Consider the following 25,543-nt stretch of genomic DNA (forward strand, 5'->3'; position numbering starts at 1 on the left):
TTTTAGGGGGAATGGCGATGGAGTTACTGCACGCCGGCCTTGACATAGGCTCCACGACGGCAAAAGCAGTCGTCCTGGACGAACGCGACAAGATAATATTTTACAGATATGGAAGACATTTCGCCGACATACGCGCGGCCGTGGAAAGGCTCGTCGGCGAGATAAAGGACAGCTTCTCCGGCGCGATGCTGACGCTCGCGATGGCGGGCTCCGGCGCGCTGGAAATAGCGCGCGGCATGGATGTGCCATTCACACAGGAGCAGATCGCCTGCGCTGCGTCGATAACGCGCTTCCTGCACGGCGTCGACGTCTGTATAGAGCTCGGCGGCGAGGATTCGAAGATAACCTTCTTCGGCGAAAACGGCGCGGAGCAGCGCATGAACGAGACCTGCGCCGGCGGCACGGGCGCGTTCATAGATCAGATGGCGACGCTCTTCGGCACGGACGCCTCGGGGCTGAACGAGCTCGCGAAGGGTTATAAGACGATTTACCCCGTCGCGTCGCGCTGCGGCGTCTTCGCCAAGACGGACGTGCAGGCGCTGCTCAACGACGGCGCGGCGAAGCCGGACATAGCGGCGTCGATATTCCAGGCGATAGTGAACCAGACGATAAGCGGCCTCGCCTGCGGGCGCAGGATAACGGGGCGCGTCGCCTTCCTAGGCGGGCCCCTGTACTTCCTCTCCGAGCTGCGCGCGCGCTTCGCCGACACGCTGCACCTAACGCCGGAGAAGTGCGTCTTCCCACGGAACCCGCACCTCTTCGTAGCGATGGGCGCGGCGATAAGCGCGAAGGAGCGCGACGCGATGGAAGCCGGCGCTCTGCAGCGGCGGGCGGAACGCTTCTTCATCTCGCACGGCGACGAGCGCCGCGGCAGCTGCGCACCTCTTTTCAAAAGCGACGCGGAGCTGGCCGCCTTCAGGGAAAAGCATTCCCGCTGCCGCGCGAAGCGCGTTGATATGAAGGATTACAAGGGAAACGCCTATCTCGGCGTCGACGTCGGCTCAACGACGACAAAGCTCGTGCTGATCGGTGAAGACGGCGAACTGCTCTTCGCAAAGTACAGGCTGACAGGCGTCGGCGAGCCGCTTGCGGCCGTGCGCGAGGCTTTGACGGAGCTTTATTCGCATATGACGCCGGATATAAAAATAGCGGCAAGCGGAGTAACGGGCTACGGCGAGAAGCTAATAAAGGCCGCGTTCGGCATAGACGTAGGCGAGGTCGAGACCGTCGCCCACGCTAAGGCGGCGGATTTCGTGCTGCCCGGCGCCGACTTCGTTATAGACATAGGCGGACAGGACATGAAATGCCTGAAGATAAAGGAAGGCGTTATAACGGGGGTCTTCCTCAACGAGGCCTGCTCCTCCGGCTGCGGCTCCTTCCTACAGAGCTTCGCCAAGTCTCTGAACATGGAGATAGGCGAATTTGCGCGCGAAGCCGAAAAGTCGCAGACCCCGGTCGACCTGGGCTCGCGCTGCACGGTCTTCATGAACTCGCGCGTGCGCCAGGCGCAAAAGGAGGGAGCGTCGGTGCGCGACATATCGGCTGGTCTCGTCTACTCCGTCGTCAAAAACGCGCTTTACAAAGTCTTAAAGATCAAGGACCCGCGCGAGCTCGGAGAGAAGATCGTCGTTCAGGGCGGCACCTTCAAGAACGACGCGCTGCTGCGCGCCTTCGAGCTCGTAACGGGGCGCGAGGTGGCGCGCCCCGACATCTCCGAGCTGATGGGCGCCTTCGGCGCCGCGCTCGCCGCGAAGGAGCAGAAATGCGAGAGAAGCACGCTGCTTTCGGCGAAGCAGATCGCCGAGTTCAAGACGACGGTCACGACGACGAACTGCGGCGGCTGCGGCAACAAATGTCTTCTGACGCTGACGCGCTTCCCCGACGGCAGAAAATACGTCTCGGGAAACCGCTGCGAACGCGGCGGCACCTCTGAGGAAAGGAAGCGGCTGCCCGCCAACGTCTTCGAAAAGAAGTACCGCCGCCTCTTCGGCTATTACAGGCCGCTCTCCGAAAGCGCAGCGCCGCGCGGCGTGATGGGGATACCGCGCGTCCTCAACATATACGACAACTATCCCTTCTGGTTCACACTGCTTACGGAGCTTGGCTTCTCCGTGCGCCTTTCGTCGGAGTCGCCCGACGAGAATCTCGGCATCGATACGATACCTTCGCAGACGCTCTGCTATCCGGCGAAGCTTGCGCACAGGCACATAACGGAGCTGATAGCAAGCGGCGTGAAAAATATTTTTTATCCCGTCATACTGCACGAGAAGGGAGAATTCGACCGCGCGCAGAACGATTACAACTGCCCCGTCGTCACTGGCTACCCCGACGTTTCGCGCCTCAACATCGACAAGGCGCGCGAAAGCGGCGTGAACTTCATCTCGCCGGCCGTATGCATCGACAGCGGAGAATCGGCAGCGAAGACGCTTTATCCGGCGCTTGCGGAATTCGGCGTGGCGAAGCGCGAGCTGCGCGCCGCGGCGGAAGCGGCGCAGAAGGCGCGCGAAAAGTACAAGGCGGACATAGCCGCGTTCGGAGCCGCCGCTCTTGAAGAGCTCAGGAGGGAGGGCGGCGTCGGCGTCGTGCTCGCGGGGCATCCGTACCATCTCTCGCCGGAGGTCAATCACGGCATACCGGAGCTCATAAACGGCTACGGCGTGACACTCTTCACAGAAGATTCGATCATGGGGCTCGCCGAAGGCCTCGAAAAGCCACAAGACGTCGGAGCGGTCGACCAGTGGGCTTATCATTCGCGCCTCTACCGCGCCGCGATGGTCGTCGCGCGCCATCCGGCCTTCAAAAACGTCGAGCTCGTACAGTTCAATTCCTTCGGCTGCGGGCTGGACGCGATAAGCGCGGAGCAGACGGCCGAGCTGCTGACGCGCAGCGGCAAGCTGCACACTCTGATAAAGATCGACGAGGGCAAGAACAACGGCGCGGTGAGGATAAGGATTCGCTCTCTGCTCGCGGCGATGAAGGCTCGCAAAGAGAGCGGGAACGCCTACGTCGAGCGCGCTCCGATATCTCGGCCGCAGATCTCGGACGGCCCGCGCACACTGCTCTGCCCGCCGCTATCGCCGTTCCACTTCCAGTTCATGGAGAGCGTGTTCGAGGGCAGCGGCATTAACCTGCGCGTAATGCCGCAGGGCACGCGCGAAACGGTCGAGCTCGGGCTGCGCTACGTCAACAACGACGTCTGCTACCCAGCTATGATGGTCGTCGGCGAATTCATCTCGGCACTGCAAAGCGGCCTTTACGACCCCGACAGGACCGACTGCCTCTACGCTCAGACCGGCGGGCCGTGCAGAGCCAGCAACTACATCCACCTGCTGCGCGGCGCGCTTGACGCGGCCGGCTTCCCGCAGGTGCGCGTGCTCGCAGTCAACCGCCAGAAGGAGGGCGAAGCGGAAGCTTTCAAGATTCAGCCTCGCACGGGCTGGCGCGCGCTGCTCGGGCTCTTCTACGGCGACCTGCTGATGCGCCTGCTGCTCCGCACGCGCCCCTACGAAGTCGAAAAGGGCTCGGCGAACGCGCTCCACGACGGCTGGGTCAGGCGCATAAAGGAAAACATACGCAGCGGCAGCTGGTTCCAGTATAAGAAGAACGTAGCCGAAATGGTGCGCGACTTCTCCGCGCTGCCGATCTGCGGCGTACAGCGCCCGCGCGTCGGCATCGTCGGCGAAATCCTCGTAAAATACCACGCGAACGCGAACGAAAGGCTGATAGACGTGATAGAAGAAGAGGGAGGCGAAGCCGTCGTTCCGGACATGGCGAACTTCCTCGCCTACTGCCTCTGCGACCCGATAGTCGCGAACGAACATCTGAACGGCGCTTATCTGCCGCGCCTGGGCGGCGAATTCGGCATATGGGCCCTCGAAAAGATAAAGGCGCCCGTGGCAAAAGCGCTGGCGGGGACGCGCTTCGGCGAGATGCACGAAATAAGCGACCTCAGGGCGCGCAGCTCGCAGGTCGTTTCGCCGGCCAATCAGGGCGGAGAGGGCTGGCTCCTCACGGCAGAGATGATGACCCTGATAGAATCCGGCGTACGCAACGTGCTCTGCGTGCAGCCCTTCGCCTGCCTGCCGAACCATATCACCGGCAAGGGCGTCGTGAAAGAAATAAAGCGCCGCTACCCCGGCGCGAACATCCTGCCACTCGACTACGACGCGAGCGTGAGCACGACGAACCAGCTGAACAGGCTGAAGCTGCTGATGGCGACCGCAAGAGCATAGAGGCGCAGGCGGCAAAGCGGGAGGGCGGACTTTTCCGCTCACCCGCTTTTTACGGATACGCCGCTGCGATCATCTTTTCAGTTTGGCGAACTCTTCTTTTATTTCGACAAGGAGCTCGGGCTTCATCATCAGGTCGACGGCGGTTTTCGCAAGCCCCCTGATAAAGAGGAACGACGTCTCTATCGCCTCCCGGCTGCGCGCTTTCTCGGCGAATTCCGCCGTATGGGCGGAATAAGCGCGTCCGTCCGACAACGGCCCCATACCGCTGTTGAGCTGTATGGCCGGGCATCTGTAGCTGACGTCGCCCAAGTCCGACGAGCCCATATGAGCTTCGTCGCCGAGCCATTTCATCTTTACGCCTAGCGCTTCCATGTTATCGCAGGCAAGCCTGTTGAGGGCCATGTTGCTGCACGTGTCCATAAAATCGACTTCGGCGGGCGTGATTTTATACGTGGTGCCGGTCCCGATCGCCGCGCCCTTGGCGCAGGCTTCGACCCTGTCGAGCAGCGGCGCGATCTCCGCCGCCTTGCTGCTCCTGACGTAGAAGAGCGCGCTCGTATAGTCCGGGATGATGTTTGGAGCCTTGCCGCCGTCGGTGATTATGCCGTGCAGCCTCACGTCCGGCTTGGTCTGTTGTCTGAGCGCGTTAACGAGGTTAAAGAAATTGATCATCGCGTCCAGCGCGTTGAGCCCGTTCTCGGGAGCGGAGGCGGCGTGCGACGTTTTGCCGAAGAATTCGACGGTGCGGCAGCAGAGCGCCATCGAGTTGATAGAGCTTGTGCTTTCCATCGAAGGATGCGACATCATCGCTACGTCCATCTCGTCGAAGGCTCCCATTTTAGACATCACGACCTTCGCCCCCTCGGTCTCCTCCGCCGGGGTGCCGAAGACGTTTATTTCGGCCCCGTACTCGTCCGCGAATTCCGCAAGCGCTATCCCCGCTCCAACCGACATCATGGCTATCAGGTTATGCCCGCAGCCGTGTCCGATTCCCGGCAGCGCGTCGTACTCGGCAAGCAGCGCTATTTTCGGCCCGGCCTTGGCGCCTTTGTAGACCGCACGGTACGCCGTTTCGATGCCGCAGTATTTCTCCGCGACGTCGAAGCCGTATTTCCGAAGAAGCGCCAGCTGCCATTCGACGGCTTTGCGCTCCTCCTTGCCAAGCTCGGGATTGTCATGTATCTTCAGGGTCAGCTCCGTCAGCTCGGGCTTCAGGCGTTCGACCGCCGAATCTATTCTCTGCATAATGTTCTGTTCCATGCGCATCCACCTTTTGAAGCGTATGCTCCCGCGTTCAGCAAGAGCATACGCCGTGTCGTATAGTTAGTTCAGATCAGAACGGGCCGAGCCCGATAGACTGCGCCGCTATGACGAAAGCGAGCCCGATGGCGTACTGAATCATCATGACGGGCAGGAACCACTTCGCCCACTTCGCCCACGGAATTTTCGCGAGAGCGAGGCTTGCCATCAGCACCCCGCTAGTAGGCGTTATAGCGTTGGATATGCCGTCGCCGAGCTGGAAGGCAATGACCGCAGTCTGCCTGGTGACGCCGACCAAGTCCGACAGAGGGGAGAGTATCGGCATCGTCACGGCGGCCTGCCCCGAGCCGGACGGTATCAGGTAGTTCATCAGGCACTGGAAGACGTACATCCCGACTGCCGACGCCTGCGAAGGGAGCCCCTGAAGAAGAGTCGCGGCTCCGTGAAGAATCGTGTCAAGGATGTTGCCCTGATTCAGGATGTAGAGGATGCCGGTCGCAAAACCGACCACCAGCGCCCCGCTGCATATGTCGGCCATGCCGTCCGCCAGCGCCTGTCCATAGCCGTCCAAGCCCATTTTCGCGACGACTCCTATGACGATCGACATTCCCAGGAAGAGCGCCCCGATCTCGCTGAAATACCATCCGAACTTTAGCACGCCGACCACCAGCATCACGATAGTCGCCAGGAAGACGGCGATGACCAATTTTTCCCTCGTCCCGAAAGGCATCTCTTCGTTTTCTTCGACGACCTCTTCTCTCGTGCGGTCGAATTCATACATCGCGCTGAGCTGCGGCGTCTTTTTTACCTTCAGCGCGTAACGGCACACCAAAAAGATAGTGACGCCGAACATGACGGCCAGCATGACCGCCCTGAACTGCCATCCGCTGTAGGGAGGCAGCTCCGAAATGCTCTGGGCCACTCCTACGTTGAAAGGATTGAGGATGGAACAGGCGAAGCCGGTCGACGTCGAACATATGATCATGGCCGTGCCGGTTATGGAGTCGAAGCCCACGCGGAGCGCAAGCGCGACCATGATAGGAATCACAGGAATAAATTCCTCGCACGCGCCCATTACAACCGTCATCGTAACGATCAAGACCATGATGACCGGAATCGTAGCCACTTCCCTGCCCGCCATTCCTTTGGCAAGCCTCCTGAGACCGCCTTCAAGCGCCCCGCTCTTCTGCAGTACGGCAATGGAGCCGCCGACGATAAAGATGAAGAAAATTATGTCGGCCGCCTGAGACATGCCTCCAGCCAGAGAGGACAGCGCCGTCATAAGGCTTACGGGCGTCTGGTCAACGTATTTGAACGAAGCCGGGTCGATGACCATCCTGCTCGTCTCGTCGGCGGGATCCAGATGCACGCGCTGGTACTGTCCCGCAGGCACGACGTACGACAGAATTCCGCAGATCATTATGATAAGCATCAGCAGGACGAATACATGCGGCATCTTGAATTTGAGTCTTTTCTCGCTCATTCCGCACACCTCCTTAAAAAATGTAAATAACAGCATTTATCTAAATGCTACATAATTACTTTTCATTTGTCAATAAATAAATGAACTATTTTAAAAATATTTATGTAATAAATTTCATATATAAAAGCCGGCTGGCGCCGGAAGAGACGCTTCGACGACCTCGCCGCTCGTCTTGCGGTGCTTCGGGACCTTCAGGATCCTTAGGGCTGAGTCTGTTGCCGGGGAGCTGATTTTTGTCAATTATCATATAATATTATCGAGTCGACGGGACAGGGAGGAGCCTGCGACGATGGATTTTGCGCGGTACATCGACGCGATATACGCCCGCGCCGCTGGAGAGATTCGTTTCATAAATTTTTAGGATGAAGGGCGTTAGCCCTGAGCAGACCCGCGTGATAAAAAATAATGGGGCGCAACGCGGGTCTGTTCGCAGCAAACGCCGCTTACGGGAAAAGAAAGAAGGAGGCAGGCACAATGACATACAGGTCAAAGAAACTCGCTCTTTTTTCAGGACGCGGCTCTTCGTCACGCCGCGCGATCTACAAAGGCTGCGGCTACGACGACGCAGACCTTTCGAAGCCTTTGATAGGCATCGTCAACACCGCGAACGACGCTGGGCTCGGGCACGTCCACTTAGACCGCCTCGCCGCTCGCGTGCGCGCCGGGATACTTCAGGCGGGAGGCACGCCGTTCGAATTCGGCACGATAGCGACCTGCGGCGCAGTGCCGATCGGGATGCCGCAATTCCGCTACGAGCTCGTGATTCGCGACGTGATAGCCTCCTCCGTCGAAATAATGGCCGGCGTCCAGCTGCTCGACGGGCTCGTCCTGCTCGCCTCCTGCGACAGCATCATCCCCGGCGTGCTGATAGGAGGCATACGCTCCGGCCTTCCGTGCATCATGCTGACGGGCGGGCCGCAGGAGGTCTGCAAAAGCGGCGGGCGCAGCGTCGTGATGAGCGAGCTTGACCAGCTCGTTTTCGGCGCCGGCTACGCCGGCAGCGAAGTGGAGGAAAAGATTCGTTACCTTGAGGATCACGTATGCCCTGGTCCCGGCGCCTGCTCGCTTATGGGCACGGCGAACACGATGCAGATACTCGCCGAGGGGCTCGGCATGGCTCTGCCCGGATCCTCGACGGCACCTGCCGTATACGCCGAAAAAGAGCGCTATGCGACGCAGAGCGGGCGCAGAATCGTCGAGCTCGTGAGGGAAGGCGTGACCCCGAGGGATATACTGACGCGCGAAGCGCTGCTGAACGGCGTTATAATCACCCTCGCGCTCGCCGGCTCGACGAACGCCGTGCTGCACCTGCTCTCCTTCGCACGCGAAGTCGGCGTCGAGCTGACACTTGACGACTTCGACAGGCTATCGCGCGAGATCCCCGTCATAAGCCGCGTGATCCCGACCGGGCGCGCGACTGTGATAGACCTCTACAACGCCGGCGGCGTTCCGGCGGTGCTTGGAGAGCTGAAGGATTATCTGCATGGGGAATGCGTCACCGTATCAGGCCGGACGATCGGGGAGCTCGCTGAGCTGTGCCGCTCCTCCGACCGCGAAACGCTGACCTCAGCCGACGATCCGGTATTCAAAAACGGCGGCATCGCCGTAATGCGCGGCAACATATCTCCGAACGGCGCGATCTGCCGCACTACGACGATCTCGGAAAAGGCGCGCAAATTCACAGGTCCCGCGCGTGTCTTCAACTCGGACGAAGAGGCGCACGGTGCCGTCGTCGCGGGAAAAATCAAAAAGGGCGACGTCGTAGTGATCCGCTACGAGGGACCGCGCGGCGCTCCCGGAATGCGCGAGATGATGATGACGACCGACGCGCTCGTCGGCCTCGGCATGGGACAGGACGTCTTCGTGCTGACCGACGGGCGCTTCTCCGGCTTCACCGAGGGCGCGGCCATCGGACACATTTCCCCTGAAGCCGCAGTTGGCGGGGCCATCGCAGTTATAGAAGAGGGCGATATCGTCAGCATCGATATTGAAAAACGCCGGCTCGACCTCGATGTTCCCGAAGAAGAAATAAACGCGCGCTTGGCGAAGTGGAAGCTGCCGAAGAAAAGGGAGCGCGGCATACTCGGCATCTACGCAAAGACCGCGCTGCAGGCGCACGAGGGCGCAATGATAGACGACGGGGTCGTCGACGAAAGACGGGTATAAAGAGCTAACCCAGGCAACGTTTTACTGTGCCGATGCAGCAGCATGCGGATATGAGGCAGATTAAAAAACAGTGGGCGAAGCATATGAAACAGGCCCCGCCCGCTTGATGTAGTTGTGCTAGGGCTTCAGTTCGCCATCAGATCCGGCAGGAACATCACGACCTGTGGGAATACCGCCATTATGAATGCAAAGGCCACTATTATCAGGATAAATGGCATCACAGAGCGCGATATAAAACCGATGCTGCGCTCGGCAAGTCCTGTCATCAAGAAGAGGTTAAAACCGATCGGCGGCGTTATGTTAGCGATCTGCACGAGCAGAATAACGAAGATGCCGAACCAGATCGGATCCAGACCATAGGTCTTCGCAAGCGGCAGGAACATCGGCACCGTCATTACTATCATAGAGTAGCCGTCAACGAGACAGCCGAGAATGATATAAACCACTGTCATAAGTGCAAGGGCGGTGTATTTGCCAGCACCCAGCGTCACTATTGACTCGCTAATCCAGCGCGGTAGGTTCAGGAAGCCAAGCGCAACCGAGAAGAAAGATGCACCGATTAGTATAAGCATCACCATGCAATTCGTGCGCACCGCGCTCATAAGGCACTCAGCGAACAGCTTCCATGTCAGGCAACGCGTAGCGATAGCAAGCACCAGCGCGCCAGTGAGGCCGACCGCAGCCGCTTCTGTAGGCGTAGTCCATCCAGCATATATGCTTCCGAGCACGAAGCCTATCAGTACGACTACCGGAAAAATCTTAGGCGTGCTCTTTATTTTCTCGCACCAGCCGTACCTTTCACTGTTTATTCTTGCGCCGCTTTCGCCTTTAGCTTTCGACGCTATCATGATGTAACCGCAGAAAAACAGCATCAGCAGCAAACCCGGCACAAGACCGGCTATAAAAAGTCTGCCGATGCTACAATTGGCCGTGACCCCGTAGATCAGCATCGGTACGCTGGGGGGGATAAGAATACCCAAAGTGCCGGAGCTCGTGAGGCTGCCGATCGACAGCATCTCGCTGTAGCCGCGGCGACGGAACTCGGGTATCGTGATTTTGCCGACGGTGGCTGTCGTGGCGTTGACCGAGCCAGTTATAGCGGCAAAGATGGCGCAGGCTATGACATTGACGTGCAGCAGACCGCCAGGCAGACCGGAGACCCACGGCGTAAGCCCGTCGAAAAGATCGTCTGATATCTTTGTCCTGGCCAACACCTCTCCCATCATTATAAACAACGGCAGAGCCATCAGGCTGCTGCTGTTGACGTTGTTCCAAATGACACTGCCCAGCACGCGCATGACAGGCAGGTCGGTAAAAATAGCCAGCACAAGCCAGCTGGTGAAAAAGAGAGACACGCCGATCCAGACGCCGCAGCCAAGGAATAGCATAAGCAGAAGTATGACCGTGAGCAACGACTGCCATTCCATACAAAATCACCTACTTTTGTGAGCGCCCTGAAGCGAACAGCACGAAATTTACACAATACTGCAACAGCAGCAGCGCCGAGCCAATCGGCAGGAATATCTGCGGTATCCAGAGGAGCGTTTCGGATATCTGCATTGACCTACTGCCGTTAGCAAAAGATTGATCAAAGGTCTTATAGGATACCCAAGTCAGATACAAGGCTACAATGATCGCCGCAATATAGGCTATATAGTTAAGCGACCGAATTAATTTAGGGAATTTTTCCCTCAACAAATCTACAAGGTCCATCCTGATGTGTCCGTGCACAGCTTCGACATAACCAAGGCCCAGCATACTGCTGGCTGCCATGAGATAGCCTGTGAACTCGTCAGCGACATACAGAGTACTTGCAAAGCAGCTCCTGATGATTATCTCCGCGACTATCAGGATTGCCGCAGCGCAGATACAGAAGCCGGCCAACCAGCCAGCCAACTTGTTCACCTTTTCGACGATCTTGAATAAAGGCTGCATGATTCAATCAATTCCCTTCAGAGCCTAAAAAGGGGGCGGCTGTCTCCTTGTGACGGACGCCTCCCCCAGCGGCATTATCTATTTAAGTTTCTTCTTTTCCGTCATGAACTTATTGTAAAGCTCGATGGCATCTGCCGCCTTTTTATTGCTCTCAAGCCAGTCGTTTGCTACCATTCCGGCCGCCGCGACGAGCTGATTGTGATATGTGCCGGATACATCGACCTTCGTAACGCCGTTATGGTAGCAGAAGTCATCATTCTCAGCTACTACCCTCTTGACTTCATCGCGCAGGAACTTCTCGCACTCCGCCGCTGCCGTCATAAGGGCTTTCTGCTGATCAGGAGTTAGCTTATCCCATACTTTTCTGTTGATAGTGGTGATGCTGGAAGCGGTAGAGAAGCGTATCGGCATATGGAATTTGCATACTTCGTAGAACTTACCCTCTCTGACTGATATAGACGACGTGATAGTAGAGTCTATAAGTCCGGTCGCAAGACCGGTATAGGTCTCTGCATAAGGAACATTCAGCGCCTGTGCCTTACAGGCGGCAGCAAAGAGCGCGCCGTTCCTGTCGTACGAGCGTATCTTCAGTCCTTGCATGTCCTTGATGTCAGTCACCTTCTTTTTGCTCCACAGTCCGCCAAACGGCCACGGCGATATCAGCAACAATTTTTGATTTTTTCTGTCGAGGACTTTCTCATAGTAAGGCTTCGCGAGCTTATCGAAGAGCTCTACCTCCTGCCAACTGTCGACCATCATCGGCAGTGTACGCAATGCCAGCACAGGCGCGTCACCAGCGACATTGGATGTGACCATTTCGGCGATGTCAAGCTGCCCGTCATTAACGGCGTTAAGCAGTTCGGCACCCTTATATCCCAGAGAACCGCCGTATTCTACGCGCAGTGACAAATCCCCTTTAGTGAGCTCTGAGACTCGTTTTGCCATCAACATAAGACCTCGTGTCTGATAGTTCTCTTCGTTCCAGACGGTCAGAGCCATAAGGGTGGTCTTTGCCGCCGCTGCGGTAGCGAAAAACGCTACAAGCAAAAACGTTATTAAAACAGCTGAAAATTGCTTTCGAAACATCATCTTAGTGCCTCCTTAAATCATTATTATTCTACTACTATTCATCATAGATGAATTGTATGTAGAATATAGGAAACATCCCAGCGTTGTCAATATTAAGAAAATAAATCACAGAACATTGTGAAATACAGTTTTCCCACAACGGAACAAAACTTTCATAGAACGCCTCTAACTACGTACTATTCTTCAGGCAAAGCAGCGCCGTCGATACATAAATAACCAAAGAGTATCTGCCAGCCAGCGTTATAGCCCGGGAACTGAGAGCACCCGCACGAAGCCTAGTTGGCCAATGGTGATTTCTAAACACACCATAATCCTTTGTATATTGCATCTACGGCGTCTCGTAGCTCATCCGCCGCCCTAATAAAAGTTTTTCCCGCCGGCTTTGCGCGCCTTCTCGGCCCAGCCCGGAACTGGCGGCACGCATTTGTCCTCCGGTTCGAACGGTATTTCGAGGAACGCGGGCCCCTTTGCGGCGAAGAGCCCCTTCAGGGCGTCGGCGACGCGGAGCGGCCCGTCTACCCTGGCCGCCGGTATGCCAAAGCCCTTCATCAGCGTCACATAGTCGAGCTCGGCGAATTGAGTCGCGAAGGGCTCATTGTTGAAAGCCATGGAATTCGAGACGCGTATCCAGCCGAAGCTGCGGTTGTTCGCGAGAATCACCTTTACGTCGGCGCCGGTTCTCACAAGCGTCTCGTACTCGCCGGCGCAGAAGCCAAAGCTGCCGTCGCCGGTAATGTGAACGATCGTGCTTCCGGGCGACGCCTTCGCCGCTCCTATCGCAGCCGCGGTGGCGTAGCCGAGCGAGCCCTGCGCAAAGTTGCAGACGAAGCGGCGGCCCGCCTTCTTCATCTTGATGAAGCCGGCAGGGTAGACGGCCGAGATGCCCGGGTCAACGACGAGGATAGAATCCTCCGGCATCGCCGCGGCGATCTGATCCATCACATAGAGCGGGTCGCATGGGAAGGCGGCCGAATCCTTAAGCCCCTCGGCAAGCGATTCCTCATAGGCGGCGCGCTTTGCGGCGATGGACGCCGTGTAGGCGCCGGCTCCCTTTTTATAATTACCGCTGTATTCGAGCAGCTTGGCGAGAGTCTCCTTGACGTCGCCGAGCATCAGGACCTTGGCGTCATAATTATTGCCCAGGTCGCCCTCGCCGACGTTGAGTTCAACGATCTGCGCTTTCGTATCCTTCGCCGGGACCTTCCATCCCCAGGTTCCGGCAGAATCGGTGCTGGAACCGACAAAGAAAACCACATCCGCGTCAAGGACGAGGCCGTTGGAAAAACTGTTAGCACCGCGCGCGCCGCAGACGCCGCCCGAGAGCGGATGCGTCTCGGCGATGACGCCCTTCGCGTTTATCGTCGTGAGCACTGCAAGCTCGAATTTCTCCGCCGTGGCCCGTACCTCATCCCATGCCTGCGACGACAGGGCCCCCTGCCCGCAGATCATCACGCCGCGCTCAGCGCCTTTCAGCGCCTCGATCGCCCTTTTGACGTCGTCGGCGGCCGCCGCGCAGCGCTTGCCGGGGATATGCGCGAACTCCGGCTGCGCGAAGAGGTCGGCCGCTTCAGCGTCTTCGCCGAGAACGTCCTGCGGCAGCCTGATGTGCACTGGTCCGGGCCTCCCGCTGGTCGCAAGGCGGAACGCGCGTCTGACGATGAAGGGGATATCCGTTGCTTTATAGACCGTCAGCGACTCCTTTACAAATGGCTTGAACATGGAGGTCTGGTCGGCGCCGGTCAGTATGTTATGTTTCTCGCCGTTGAGTGGGATGTCGCTGGTGATTGCTATCACCGGGACACACGAGCTGAACGACTCGACGATGCCGGGCAGCATATGCGGCGCGCCGACGCTCGGCCCCTCACAGACGCCCGGTTTTCCGCTGACCTTCGCATAGCCGTCGGCCATGAAGGCCGCGTTGCGCTCGTCGCGCACCATCACATGTTCAATGTCCGGGAATTTTTTCCACTCATCGTACCAGTGAAGAGTCGTCTCGCCCGGAAGGCCGAATACATATTCGACGTCATATTTTTTCAGCATTTCCAACAGAATCCTGCCGCACTTCATAAATATGCCTCCTTTTACGCCCCGGCCGCGGCCTTGGCGTATGTCTGTGCGAAAAATTTTTTCTCCAAAGGGCGCAGAAGCGCCCTTTGAATATATCACTCATCAATAATGATTAGATTATACATAGGCAGACGTTCGTGTCAAGCGGGAGCTTCAAATTTCTCCGCCCAATTTAAGTCGTCTGCGCCTGATATGAAATGTAAGAACTTGTGCCCTGTTCTGATTTTGGATAGATTTTGGCCATATCTGCGCCGGCGAATTATTTTTTCTCTTTCAGCGTGTGCATAAGGTTGCTTATATGCCTCTTCATAGCCAGTACAGCCAGCTCGACGTCGTGCTGCTCGACGGCTTCGAAAATCTTTCTGTGTTCGTCGTTGCTGATATTGCCGGCGTGGCGCCTGATGCCTTCGAGCTTGGTCGCGTCCTCCTCTTTTTTGCGCAGAAGTTCGACGATCGCTTCAAGTATAGAGTTGTGGCTTATCTTTGCTAGATACTGGTGAAACTCGGTGTCGAGGTGCGAGACAGCTTTCCCGGCCTTCGCCATCTGCTCGTGCTTATCCACGATACGGCGTAGCTCGCCGATCTCCTCGTTGGTAGCGTTCTTGGCGGCGAGCCGAGCCACTTCGATCTCCACCGGACGTCTGGCGATGAGCAGTTCCGTTAGGTGTTCCTTATCAGATGAGCCATTGCCGCTAAAGAACTCCTGCGCCCAGTTGCCCTGCCATCTCGCAACGTCCAGATCGCGCAGCTTCTCCTCCCCCTGCGGCGATATGGAACGGCCGAGGTTGCTTTCCTTCTCGAGCAGGCCGCGATACTCCATCTCGCGCAGCAGACGCCCGACGGAAGCCTCCGCCATAAAATATCCGCGAGTTTCGAGGCGGCGCTGCACAGACCCCGCACCGACCGCCTTCCCCTCTTCCTTCATATAGGAAAGCACCTCATATATGAGTTCGTCTTCTCTTGGAATATTCATCCTCGACACTCCCGCGCCCATTCAATGGCGCAGCGCGCAGATGCGCGGCGCTCACAAATATATCATACACATACGCTTCAGAGCGCGCAAGACAAAAATTCGAGTACAATATTCTTCCAGCCGAGCGCCCAGGGCAGGCCCGACCTTGTCAACCGCGGGAGTTCTCGCGTTTTTTGCCGGAAATACGAGAGTACCGCGTTAATTTAGAGCACTTTTTAAAGATAATTTATATAAATTACAAATATCATAAAAAGTTATGCGAAAAGTATTGACAAATAACCTAACGAAACTTATACTTGCATCACTCATCAATAATTAGTAGTGTTTTGCGAAATGCGTCGCGTGCAAGGCCTGCGTCGTGAACGTTACAGGGGGACGCAGGTAGGCAACATCAAGGCAATTATCGCGTATCGCAGGCATTTTGATCGAATTTTTATCTTTATCTGTTTTTTGTGCCGTGCGATCCAGAGGGAGGGGAACCAAGTGGAGAAATGTGCAGACGTCGTCGTGGTCGGCTCCGGAGTCATAGGTTCCGCGGTGGCTTACAACATTCTGAAGAGGGGCGCTTCCGTCCTGATGATCGAAGCAAAGACTATCGGATGCGGCGCTTCTTCGGCGTGCGACGGTTTCGTCATTCTGCAATCAAAGAGCCCGGGGCCGCACCTGACGATGGCGCTGGCATCCGAGGTGCTCTACAGGACGCTGTCCGAGGAGCTCGCCTATGACATCGGCTACCGTCACTGCGGCGGTATGGTCGTGATCGAGCGCGAAGCGGAGCTCGAGGCGATGAGGATATTTATGTCTAAGCAGAAGGACCTTGGGCTTGACGTTTCGCTGATCGACGGCGACGAGGCGCGCAGCATCGAACCGGCGCTTGCGAAGCATATCGTCGGCGCGACGGTCAGTTCGCGCGACGCGCAGGTCAACCCGCTGCACCTTGTCAACGGCTTCATCACCGCAGGCAAGCGCCTCGGACTGCGTATCCGCAAACAGACGAAGGCGACGGGCTTCCTTATCGAGAATGGCGCGGTGAAGGGCGTCCGCTGCGGCGATGAGAGGCTCTACGCGGACAATGTCGTCGTCTGCAACAGCATCGGCGCGCCGGAACTTTTTTCTCAGATCGGCTACGACCTGCCGATAAAGCCGCGCCGCGGGCAACTCGCGATCACCGAACCGGTCAATCCTCTGATTCATCGTGTAATGCTTTGCGCAAGGTACATCGCGGCCAAATATCACCCGGAGCTGCTTGAGGATTCCTCCGACGAATCGGTGCGCCTCGGCGTCGGCATGGCGCTTGAGCAGACCGAGAGCGGCGGGCTGCTGATCGGGGCTACGCGCGAGTTCGTGGGCGAGAATCGTTCGACGACGATCGCCGGCATCAGGGCGGTGACGCAGCACGCGGCGAGGATAGTGCCGGCGCTGAACGAGATTCGCATCGTGCGCACGTTCGCCGGCCTGCGCCCGTATACGCCGGACGGCAGAGCCTTCATGGGCGCCGTGCCGGGGTACAGGGGCCTCTATATCGCTGCCGGCCACGAGGGCGACGGCATCGCCTACACGCCGATCACCGGAAAGAGCATCGCCGAACTGGTCGTCGACGGCAAAACGGAGGCCGACCTGGCGCCGTTCGCGATAGACCGCAAAATAGAGAAGCATTGAAAGAGATGACGCACAAAAGACAGGGGGTACCAGTCCACAGTGTTGCACGTATCGTACAAGAACTGAAACTTCTTGCCTTCTCTTGTACTACTTAATTATACGAGGAGGGATTTTTATGACTAATATGCATATCTGTACAATCGCAAAAGATCAGGACGTAATGACCGCTCTCCATGAGTACATGATGGACAAAAAATGGAAAGGAGCGGTAATTGTCGCAGGAGTCGGCTCAATCTATGACGTAATGTTGGGAAATCCTGGCACCTACGATCTCAAAGTTTTGTGTAAGAAAAAAATTGAAGCGCCATGCGAAGTTGTTTCTTTCATCGGAGAAATAACACCGAAAGCGGAAGCCGCAAAAAGCCTGCCGAAAGAAATTATCGACACCGCCGCGTCGGACTACATAATCCATATTCATATGTCCTGCTCGCACGAGGCAGACGCCGTCGTAAATGGAGGAAGCCTGCGCGAAGCAAAGGTACTGCGCGCACTTACGGTAGTTATGCTCGAATGTGATTAACCCCCATTTGACAAAATCCATAAAGGAGATAAACAATGATAATAGTTATCGTGCCAATTTGTTTGCTTATATTTCTTATTCTCTGCAAAAAACTGCCTCTTGTCAGAGGAAATGTAATGTGGTGTCTGATGATAGCGGGATTCGTCGCGCTTCTTATGGGGAAAGTCTACAATCCCGTGGAGTGGATAAAAGCGTGGATACTCGGCCTTGACAAGCTCGCATGGATTATTGCACTCGGCCTTTTCGGCAGTATCTACGCCGAGACACAGACAGAGCTAAAAACTCTTGACTCCGTCTTGACGCTTCTTAGAAGCATGTTCGGAAAATCGCCGAAAGGCATTGTCGTCGCAACTGTAATCGCTCTCGGAATAGCCGGCTCCCTGCTCGGCGACGCGGTCGCAAGCGCGACGGTTATCGGCATCTTGGTCATCAAATCTCTTGAAGACTTGAAAATCGAGCCGGAAGGCATCGTCGCGATCATCACATCGGGCGCCATGCTCGGCTCGATAATGCCGCCCATCACGCAGGCAATATTCCTTTCATCTTCGCTTGTCGGCGTCGACGTTAATGTTCCTTGCAACTACACCTACATTACAATAAGCATCGGTATCATTTTAGTTACATTCTACCTCTGCGCCCGTTTTGTCAAAATCAAAGAACTACCGGAAAACATGATACCGAAAGGCTCGCTGTCAGACATGATGAAGGGCAAATGGCTTTCCTTCATTCCACTTCTTGCGCTCATTCTCATGGTCATAGTGAATACCGTTTGGAGAATCAACGTCGTCAACCTCATTGCAGGCCCGCTTGTAAAATTTCTGAGCGGCATCACGATTATAAAAGGTATTGCGAACTACATCGTAACATTCCTCATATCCGCAACGATTATCTCATTCGCATATAAGAGTGTGAGACAAAACGGCGGTCATATAATCAAAAGAGGCATTTTGAACGCAGTCCCAGGACTCAGAGTTTTCATGGGGTCCGCGCTGCTCCTTGGATCATTCTACACAGCGGGACAAATTGACGCAGTTAATGAATTTGCAACAAAGCTTTCGCCTGATGCGCTGAAAATAGGGGGTTCTCTCGCAATGATCGTCGTTGCTACGCTTACCGGCTCACAGTCGACGGCACAGAACACAATTTTCTCGTGGCTTGCACCCGCGTTAGTAAACATTGGGCTCGCGCCTGAAAAAGTTGCGGTCGCAGCCGCTCACATTGCATCAGGCGCGCAGGGTTTCCCTCCTACCAGCATCACAGCGCTTGTCGTCTGCGCGCTCGTCGGCGGCATACTCAACAAAAAAGTCGACCCGATTAAGAGCATGATGGGCTACTTCCCTCTCAGCCTATACATGGTGCTTGTCGGAATGCTTTTCCTCTACATATAGCTAAGGGACAACCGCAATGAAACTGATTGGGAGCCCCCGATCCTGGGTTACAGCCGCGGTCGGGAAGTTGCGTCCTCCTTCGAAGGTGGTGTGCTGAAATGGCGAAAGCAAACGTGATATGCCGCTGCGAAGAAATAGAGATAGACACTATACGCGAGTGGATAGCGCGCGGCTATGACACATTCGACGAGCTCAAGAGAGAGCTTCGCGTCGGCATGGGCCCCTGTCAGGGACGCGGCTGCCGCGACATCATACTGCGCGAGATAGCTAAGGCGACCGGCAAACCCGTCGCCGAACTGTCCCCTGGGACGATGAGACCACCAGTTAAACCAGTGAAAATAAAACTCTTGGCGTAGGCGGATGACAGCTATGAAAAGATTTACCGGCATTGCCCGCGGAGGCAGGAACATCTACGGTTTTTCACTGGGGATACTGATGCTTGACACTGATTTCCCGCGCATCCCCGGCGAGATCGGCAACGCCCTTACATGGGACTTCCCCGTTCTCTACAAGCTCGTCAGAGGCGCGTCGGTCCAAAGGGTGGTGAGCGAAGGAGACCCGACACTGCTGAATCCCTTTATCTACGGCGCTAAGGAGTTGATCGCTCAGGGCGCGCAAGCGATAACTACGAGCTGCGGTTTTCTGGCCATATTTCAGCGAGAGCTGGCCGAGGCTCTTTCCGTGCCGGTATTTACTTCGGCGCTGCTGATAGTCCCGCTTGTTTATTCAATGTTGCCGGAGGACAGCAAAATAGGGATCATGACCTTCAACGGCAAACTGCTGACGGAGCGCCATTTCCGCGGCGCCGGCATAGAGAATATCCCAAAGGTCGTTTACGGCATGGAGGATTCCCCGCACTTTGCAAGACCGATACGCGAGAATACCTGTGAGCTCGACGTCGACGGCGCACGCGCCGACCACATGGCCACCGCCAGGAAAATGTGCAGAGAGAATCCCGACGTGCGCGCCATCGTGCTGGAATGCACCAACATGCCGCCCTATGCGGACGACATCCGCGAAGCGACCGGCCTACCGGTATTCGACATAACGGACCTGACAAAATTCGTGTACGGCGCAGTGCCGAAATCCATGTAATCGACAACTCTCCCGCGCCGTGCGGAAGGGCAGCGGAAGTCAGCTCGGCTGCTTATCGGCTTCAAACGCAAAGTATATCAGCGGATGGAGACCGCGGCCTTACATAGCAGCGAAGCGCCTACTGACAAAGCACCCTCGTCTATGTCGAACCGGGGGCTGTGCATCATATTGGTAAAACCTTTCTCCTCGTTCCGAGCCCCTATCCAGACGAAAACAGCGGGAATTTTTTCAGCCAAGAAGGCAAAATCCTCGGCTCCCATGTTGGAATACTTGAGTTGGATCACATTATCCGCTCCCACCAGCTCTCGGGCACAGAGCTCCATCTGCCTGCTTTTTTCCGTGTCGTTGATCAAAACCGGAAGGCCGCGCCGAATATTCATCTTGTACGAAGCACCGGAGCAGCTGCACAGGGCCTTTAAGAGTTTTTCGGCGCCTTCCAGCACAAAGGCCCTTGTTTCTTCACGCTGACAGCGCACCCCTCCGGAAATCGACGCCTTTTCGGGAATTATGTTGCGCGCAGAGCCGGCGTTCAGCATGCCGACGGCAAAAACTGACGAGTCGAAGGGGTCTATTCGCTTTGACATGAAACTCTCCATTCCCGTTATGAACTTGGCCGCTACAGAGAGGGCGTCTACAGTCCTATGAGGTAGACCTACATGACCGCCCACTCCTATGATCTCGATGTCAAACTCATCCGTAGAGGCCATCATCGAGCCATACCCTACGGCGATCTTGCCGCAGCTATATTCCGTGGTAAGGTGCAGCGCCGAGATGGCCCTTATGTTTTTCGCCAGCCCCAGCGATTCTAAATCCTCCAGCATTATTTTGGCGCCTCCTGGAAACGGCCCCTCTTCCGCCGGCTGGAAGAGCAGTACGACGTCGCCGCACAGCTCGTGCCTGTTTTGATGCAAAACATGGGCGGCACCCATGAGCATTGCCGTATGCCCGTCGTGGCCGCAGGCATGCATTTTTCCCTCGACTTGAGATCTGTAGGCGACGTCATTCTCCTCCGCAAGCGGCAGCGCGTCGATATCAGCCCGCAGCGCGGAGCAGCGTCCGTCGCCGGCACATCCGCCGCGGATCATGCCCAACACGCCGACGGTGGATTCGAGCACGTCGATCCCCTCCGCAATGAGGAATTGTTTTATATACGCTTCGGTCTCCTTAGTCTCGAAGCCTGTTTCAGGGTGCATATGCAGCTGCCTTCTGAAAGAAACGATCCTGTCTGCGTACAAACTTATTTGCGCCTTTATCTTTTCCGACGTCAACATAGCCTTCACCGCCAAGGGGAGTTTAGAACGGGCCGTAGTTTATCGCGACCGCGCCGAGAATGAACGCCGCCTGGAGCAGGAAGCAGATGGCGTAGAACGGGATGATCCATCTGTAGTATCGCGAAAGCGGTATCCTCACCATAGCGCAGACTATCACCATGAAGCTTGTGGGCCAGAGCAAGTTGGAAAAACCGTCTCCAAACTGGAAGATGAGCACGGCGATCTGCCTGTTCATATGGATTAAGTCCGCAATGGGGGTCATTATCGGCATGGAGACGGCGGCCTGCCCCGAGCCGGAAGGGATCAAAAAGTTCAGTAAATTTTGGAACACCAACATGCCGATGGCGCTCACATGCAGCGAAAGGTGCTGCAGGACGCCGACGCAGCTATGGATTATCGTATCAAGGATGTTGCCCTGCGTGATCACAACGAGTATGCCTCTGGCCACCCCGACTATCAGCGCGGCGAGTACCCCCTTCGACAGTCCCTCGCAGAGAGTATTGGCGATACGGTTGGCGCTCCAGCGGTTTATTATTCCAACAATTACGGAGACGATCATGAATATCGCCGCGACCTGGTTGATATACCATTTCAGGAAAATCAGACCGTAACCCATTACACATACGCCGACAAACAGCGTGAGCATCGAAAGCTTGCGCTGAAAAGTAAACGGCGTGCTCATCCTCGCGTCGTCAATGGTGAAATCAGAGTAGTCGATCCCGCTCACGAGGCTTTTAGAGGGATCTTTCTTTACCATGCTTGCGTAACGCATAACGTATACGATAGTGAACGTCGTCATGACGACAAGCACGGCACAGCGATAGCCAAGGCCGGAAAACACGGGAAGCTCCGCGATGGTCTGCGCTACGCCTATAGTGAAGGGGTTGACGGTCGCGGAGGCGAACCCTATTCCCACGGGAACGACGGAGATCGCCACGCCGGTGATCGCATCGTAGCCAAGGGCGATGCTGAGGGCCACAAAGATCGGCGCGAAAGCGATGATCTCCTCGTACGACAGCGTTCCGGTCGACCCCCAGACAGCAAGAATTATCATCAGCACGACGATCAGCCCGATCGAAAACTTGGGATTTTTTTTAGTTTTGTTTACCATAAGGGCAATGCTAGCGTCAACAGCCCCCGTCTTTTCCATCAGATACAGGCACGAAAAAGCGGCAAAAATGAGAAAGGTGATATTGGCTGCCTCGATCAGCCCCAACTCTATGGCGACGAACATTGCAAATGGGCCTACGGGGGTATTCGGTATATATCTGAAAGAGGTCGGATCGATCACCATCCTCTTGATACCCTCATCCATAACCCTGGTGTATTGTCCTGCCGGGATGATATAAGTGGCAATGGCCGATAAAACAATCACGCAAAAGAGGATCACAAAAATGTGGGGCAGCTCTTTGATTTTCTTTGCGACAGATTCCGAGTTTACTGACATTTGAACTCCTCCTACGTAAAAAATAATATCGGACGCGGCTCTTTGACATTCCACACTTGCGAATGCAAGAATAGGAACAACGCCGGTCAAAGCGCGTGCGCCCAAGGCAGACGGCTTCGTCTTCCCTAATAGAACATTCTATCCTATAACACCTCAGTTTGACAGCACATACGGTATGCTCCATAAAGCATCTGTCAAAAATAAATACCTTGCAAGGTGGCCATCTAAATGACAGATAAAATATTTCTGATTCGTGGCGATTGCCTCCGTAGCTTTTGTTTTTGGCGAAATAATTCTACCGGAGATTCGCTGTGGATCTTTTTCACTGTGCAGCTTCTAACCGTCTGCGCAACTTCATTTTGTGATCAACCAGCGAAAAATAATTTTGCAAAAGGGATTACAGCTTTCAAAAAAGAGGTTATACTGTACAGATACGATATTGGGCTTGTGATTTGCAGACGATAAGCGAAAGGAGCAACTTTTATGAGGATCAAAACGTTCAAGCTCGAAAGGCTCTTTGCCCGTTACGCGGAAAAGGCGAAGTATATGCTGAGCCAGTCCTCCTGCGAGGGCTGCACGATGCAGGAGGTTCTCGACATGGCCGACCCGGAGTGCAAAAAACTCTGGGACAACCTCAGCCTCGGCTATACGCGCCCCGAAGGCTTCCGCCCGCTGCGCGAGGCCATAACGACGCGTTACACCTCCATACGCCCTTCCGACATCCTTGAGCTGACGCCGGAAGAGGGCATTTTCATTTTCATGAACAATATGCTCGACGAGGGCGACGAGGTCATCGTCATGCACCCGACGCTGCCTTCGCTCTACGAGCTGCCGCGCGCGCTCGGCTGCAGGGTGATAAAATGGCCGCTCGAAGTGACGAGCTGGGGCTGGCGCCTCGACGTGAACTTCCTCGCGGAAAACATCACGCCGAAGACGAAGCTTCTCGTTCTGAACATCCCAAACAACCCGACCGGATATATCCCAGTGCGCACAGAGCTCGACAGGATACTCAACCTCGCGGACCGCAACGGCACGTGGGTCTTCAACGAAGAGACCTACAGAGGCATGGAGCACGACCCCGCGGCCGCCATTCCGTCGCTTGCGGACATATATCACCGCGCCGTCGTCATAGGCGGCCTCAATAAATACGGACTGCCGGGAACGCGCATGGGCTGGCTCGTCTCGAAGAGCCGCCAGATAATCGAAGAGTGCGCGGCCTACAAAGACTATACCACGCTTTGTAACAACGCGCCGGGCGAAGTGCTCGCGACGATCGCCATGAGGAACGCGGCGGACCTGTTGCAGCGCAACCATAAGATCGTCCTCGAAAATCTGAGCATCGCCGAGGCCTTTTTCAAAAAGAACAGGGACCTCTTCCAGTGGGTGCAGCCGAACGGAGGCGCGACCGCCTTCCCGCGCCTGTTGCCGCCCTTCGACGTCACAGAGATGTGCGAAAAGGCGATGGAAGAAAAGGATCTGCTCATCGTAGGAGAGCGCGCCTACGGCTTAGACACAAACCATTTCCGCGTCGGACTCGGCCGCCGCGACTTCGCGCAGGCTCTCGCGGTATTCTCGGATATCGTCGACGAGGTGCGCACGGCGGAAGCGGAAGCAAAAGAAAAGTAACGCCGCGATCAATTTAAAAACGAGCCGCGCCGCGGGCTTGTTCCGCGGCGCGGCTTGATAATACGGAAAGAAAGCCTAAAGGAGAGTGATGCGCCATGCGCTACTCAAGGAGAATCTTAGCTACGCCGTCATCGTTTATCCGCGACATACTGAAAGTCACGGAAGATCCGTCGGTAACATCTTTCGCCGGCGGCCTGCCGAACCCCATTTCCTTCCCGCAGGAAGCTCTGAAAGAATCGGCCTGCAACATCATCGACAATTACGGCGCGAAAGTATTTCAGTACTCAACGACGGAGGGGTACCTGCCGCTCCGCCAGTTCGTCGCCGACAAGTACAACAAAAATTTCGGGCTTAATATCAAGCCGGCCGACGTTTTGATCACAACGGGCTCGCAGCAGGCGCTCGACCTCATCGCGAAAGCTCTGCTCAACAACGGAGACAAGGTCATCGTCGAAGAGCCCGGCTACCTCGGCGCGATACAGGCGTTCTGCATGTTCGAGCCGCAGTTCATGCCGGTAACGCTCGAACATGAGGGACTCAACCTCGAAGAGCTGGAAAACGCGTTGAAAGCGGGCGCGAAGTTCGCCTATCTCGTTCCGAACTTCCAGAACCCCTCCGGACTCACATACACGCAGGAGCGCCGCGAAGCGATCTGCAAACTCTTCGACAAATACGACACCGTGCTTGTAGAAGACGACCCCTACGGCGAACTGCGCTTCAAGGGAAAGAAGCTGCCCTACATCGGCGCGGGCAAGCTAGCGCACAGCGTGCTGCTCGGCACCTTTTCAAAGACGGTCACGCCCGGCATGCGGCTTGGCTACATAATCACGCAGGACGAGGAGCTTATGGGGCACCTCGTCACCGCGAAACAGTCGAGCGACCTGCACACTAACATCTTCTCGCAGTACATGATCGCGGATTACCTCGCGCATAACGAATACCAGAAGCACGTCGACAAGATAACGGCGCTCTACAGGGAACAGTCCGACTCGATGCTCTCCGCGATGAGGGAATTCTTCCCGCCTCACGTGAGATACACGGAGCCGGAAGGCGGAATGTTCATCTGGGTGACGCTCCCGGAAGGGCAGTCGGCGCTCGCGCTCTTCCACAAGGCGATGGAAAAGAAGGTCGCGTTTGTTCCCGGGGATCCTTTTTACGTCGACAAACACGACGTGAACACCTTCAGGCTCAATTACACGAACTCCACCGACGAAATGATCCGCGACGGCATCAAAAGGCTCGCCTCGGTACTTTAGACTCTGAATCCGAGTCGGCTGGCGCGCCGCGTGTATCGCACGCTACAGCCAGCCGACTCGCAAAAAACGCAGAAGC

18 protein-coding genes are annotated in these 25,543 nt (G+C 56.1%); 9 read left to right on the forward strand and 9 right to left on the reverse strand.

Going from position 1 to position 25,543, the window contains the following annotated elements:
- The first annotated feature begins 17 nt into the window (after positions 1-17).
- The gene (locus EH55_RS07775; RefSeq protein WP_037976481.1) at positions 18-4,232 is read left to right on the forward strand and encodes an acyl-CoA dehydratase activase-related protein; all 4,215 of its coding nucleotides are present in this window, start codon (positions 18-20) and stop codon (positions 4,230-4,232) included.
- A gap of 69 nt (positions 4,233-4,301) precedes the next feature.
- Here the strand turns inward: EH55_RS07775 and EH55_RS07780 are convergent, their stop codons facing one another.
- Together EH55_RS07780 and EH55_RS07785 are read right to left on the reverse strand one after the other, a co-directional pair.
- Positions 4,302-5,492 carry a M20 family metallopeptidase gene (locus tag EH55_RS07780; RefSeq protein WP_160170736.1) on the reverse strand — a complete coding sequence of 397 codons (1,191 nt, stop codon included), beginning with the start codon at positions 5,490-5,492 and terminating at the stop codon, positions 4,302-4,304.
- Between the two features lie 73 nt (positions 5,493-5,565).
- Positions 5,566-6,975: a YfcC family protein gene (locus EH55_RS07785; protein ID WP_051682750.1), complete on the reverse strand. Its 1,410-nt coding sequence runs from the start codon at positions 6,973-6,975 to the stop codon at positions 5,566-5,568.
- Between the two features lie 474 nt (positions 6,976-7,449).
- Here EH55_RS07785 and ilvD point away from each other — a divergent pair, with 474 nt between their 5' ends.
- Positions 7,450-9,141, forward strand: coding sequence for a dihydroxy-acid dehydratase (ilvD, locus tag EH55_RS07795; RefSeq protein ID WP_037976486.1), 1,692 nt, complete (start codon positions 7,450-7,452; stop codon positions 9,139-9,141).
- Between the two features lie 125 nt (positions 9,142-9,266).
- Here ilvD and EH55_RS07800 read toward each other — a convergent pair whose 3' ends face one another.
- The 5 genes from EH55_RS07800 to EH55_RS07820 all read right to left on the reverse strand — a co-directional run bounded on the left by EH55_RS07800 (position 9,267) and on the right by EH55_RS07820 (position 15,205).
- Positions 9,267-10,568 (reverse strand): TRAP transporter large permease, encoded by a 1,302-nt coding sequence (locus tag EH55_RS07800; RefSeq protein ID WP_037976487.1) that lies wholly within the window; start codon positions 10,566-10,568, stop codon positions 9,267-9,269.
- Positions 10,569-10,578: 10 nt separating this feature from the next.
- Complete coding sequence (locus EH55_RS07805; RefSeq protein WP_160170737.1) at positions 10,579-11,037, reverse strand: TRAP transporter small permease subunit; 459 nt, start codon at positions 11,035-11,037, stop codon at positions 10,579-10,581.
- 117 nt (positions 11,038-11,154) lie between these two features.
- On the reverse strand, positions 11,155-12,165 hold the full coding sequence (locus EH55_RS07810) for a TRAP transporter substrate-binding protein (RefSeq protein WP_037976491.1): 1,011 nt from the start codon (positions 12,163-12,165) through the stop codon (positions 11,155-11,157).
- Between the two features lie 357 nt (positions 12,166-12,522).
- Positions 12,523-14,232: a thiamine pyrophosphate-binding protein gene (locus EH55_RS07815; protein ID WP_037976495.1), complete on the reverse strand. Its 1,710-nt coding sequence runs from the start codon at positions 14,230-14,232 to the stop codon at positions 12,523-12,525.
- A 259-nt stretch (positions 14,233-14,491) separates the two neighbouring features.
- Positions 14,492-15,205, reverse strand: coding sequence for an FCD domain-containing protein (locus tag EH55_RS07820; RefSeq protein ID WP_037976496.1), 714 nt, complete (start codon positions 15,203-15,205; stop codon positions 14,492-14,494).
- A 483-nt stretch (positions 15,206-15,688) separates the two neighbouring features.
- Here EH55_RS07820 and EH55_RS07825 point away from each other — a divergent pair, with 483 nt between their 5' ends.
- The 5 genes from EH55_RS07825 to EH55_RS07845 all read left to right on the forward strand — a co-directional run bounded on the left by EH55_RS07825 (position 15,689) and on the right by EH55_RS07845 (position 19,867).
- Positions 15,689-16,864, forward strand: coding sequence for an NAD(P)/FAD-dependent oxidoreductase (locus EH55_RS07825; RefSeq protein ID WP_037976499.1), 1,176 nt, complete (start codon positions 15,689-15,691; stop codon positions 16,862-16,864).
- Positions 16,865-16,979: 115 nt separating this feature from the next.
- Positions 16,980-17,384, forward strand: a complete 405-nt coding sequence (locus EH55_RS07830) for a PPC domain-containing DNA-binding protein (RefSeq protein ID WP_037976500.1) — start codon at positions 16,980-16,982, stop codon at positions 17,382-17,384.
- 35 nt (positions 17,385-17,419) lie between these two features.
- The gene (locus EH55_RS07835) at positions 17,420-18,772 is read left to right on the forward strand and encodes a TRAP transporter large permease subunit (protein WP_037976501.1); all 1,353 of its coding nucleotides are present in this window, start codon (positions 17,420-17,422) and stop codon (positions 18,770-18,772) included.
- Between the two features lie 98 nt (positions 18,773-18,870).
- Entirely contained in the window at positions 18,871-19,128 is a 258-nt protein-coding gene (locus EH55_RS07840) for a (2Fe-2S)-binding protein (protein WP_037976502.1), read from the forward strand.
- A 13-nt stretch (positions 19,129-19,141) separates the two neighbouring features.
- Positions 19,142-19,867, forward strand: coding sequence for an aspartate/glutamate racemase family protein (locus EH55_RS07845; protein WP_051682751.1), 726 nt, complete (start codon positions 19,142-19,144; stop codon positions 19,865-19,867).
- A 77-nt stretch (positions 19,868-19,944) separates the two neighbouring features.
- Here EH55_RS07845 and EH55_RS07850 read toward each other — a convergent pair whose 3' ends face one another.
- Positions 19,945-21,138: a M20 metallopeptidase family protein gene (locus EH55_RS07850; protein ID WP_037976506.1), complete on the reverse strand. Its 1,194-nt coding sequence runs from the start codon at positions 21,136-21,138 to the stop codon at positions 19,945-19,947.
- A 22-nt stretch (positions 21,139-21,160) separates the two neighbouring features.
- Positions 21,161-22,585: a YfcC family protein gene (locus tag EH55_RS07855; RefSeq protein WP_037976507.1), complete on the reverse strand. Its 1,425-nt coding sequence runs from the start codon at positions 22,583-22,585 to the stop codon at positions 21,161-21,163.
- A gap of 483 nt (positions 22,586-23,068) precedes the next feature.
- Between EH55_RS07855 and EH55_RS07860 the strand changes: the two genes are divergently transcribed.
- Positions 23,069-24,211, forward strand: a complete 1,143-nt coding sequence (locus tag EH55_RS07860) for an aminotransferase class I/II-fold pyridoxal phosphate-dependent enzyme (RefSeq protein WP_051682752.1) — start codon at positions 23,069-23,071, stop codon at positions 24,209-24,211.
- A gap of 95 nt (positions 24,212-24,306) precedes the next feature.
- Positions 24,307-25,467, forward strand: a complete 1,161-nt coding sequence (locus EH55_RS07865; protein ID WP_037976508.1) for an aminotransferase-like domain-containing protein — start codon at positions 24,307-24,309, stop codon at positions 25,465-25,467.
- The last annotated feature ends 76 nt before the right edge of the window (positions 25,468-25,543 follow it).

Origin of the sequence: Synergistes jonesii (assembly GCF_000712295.1) — a bacterium.
Lineage (GTDB): Bacteria > Synergistota > Synergistia > Synergistales > Synergistaceae > Synergistes > Synergistes jonesii.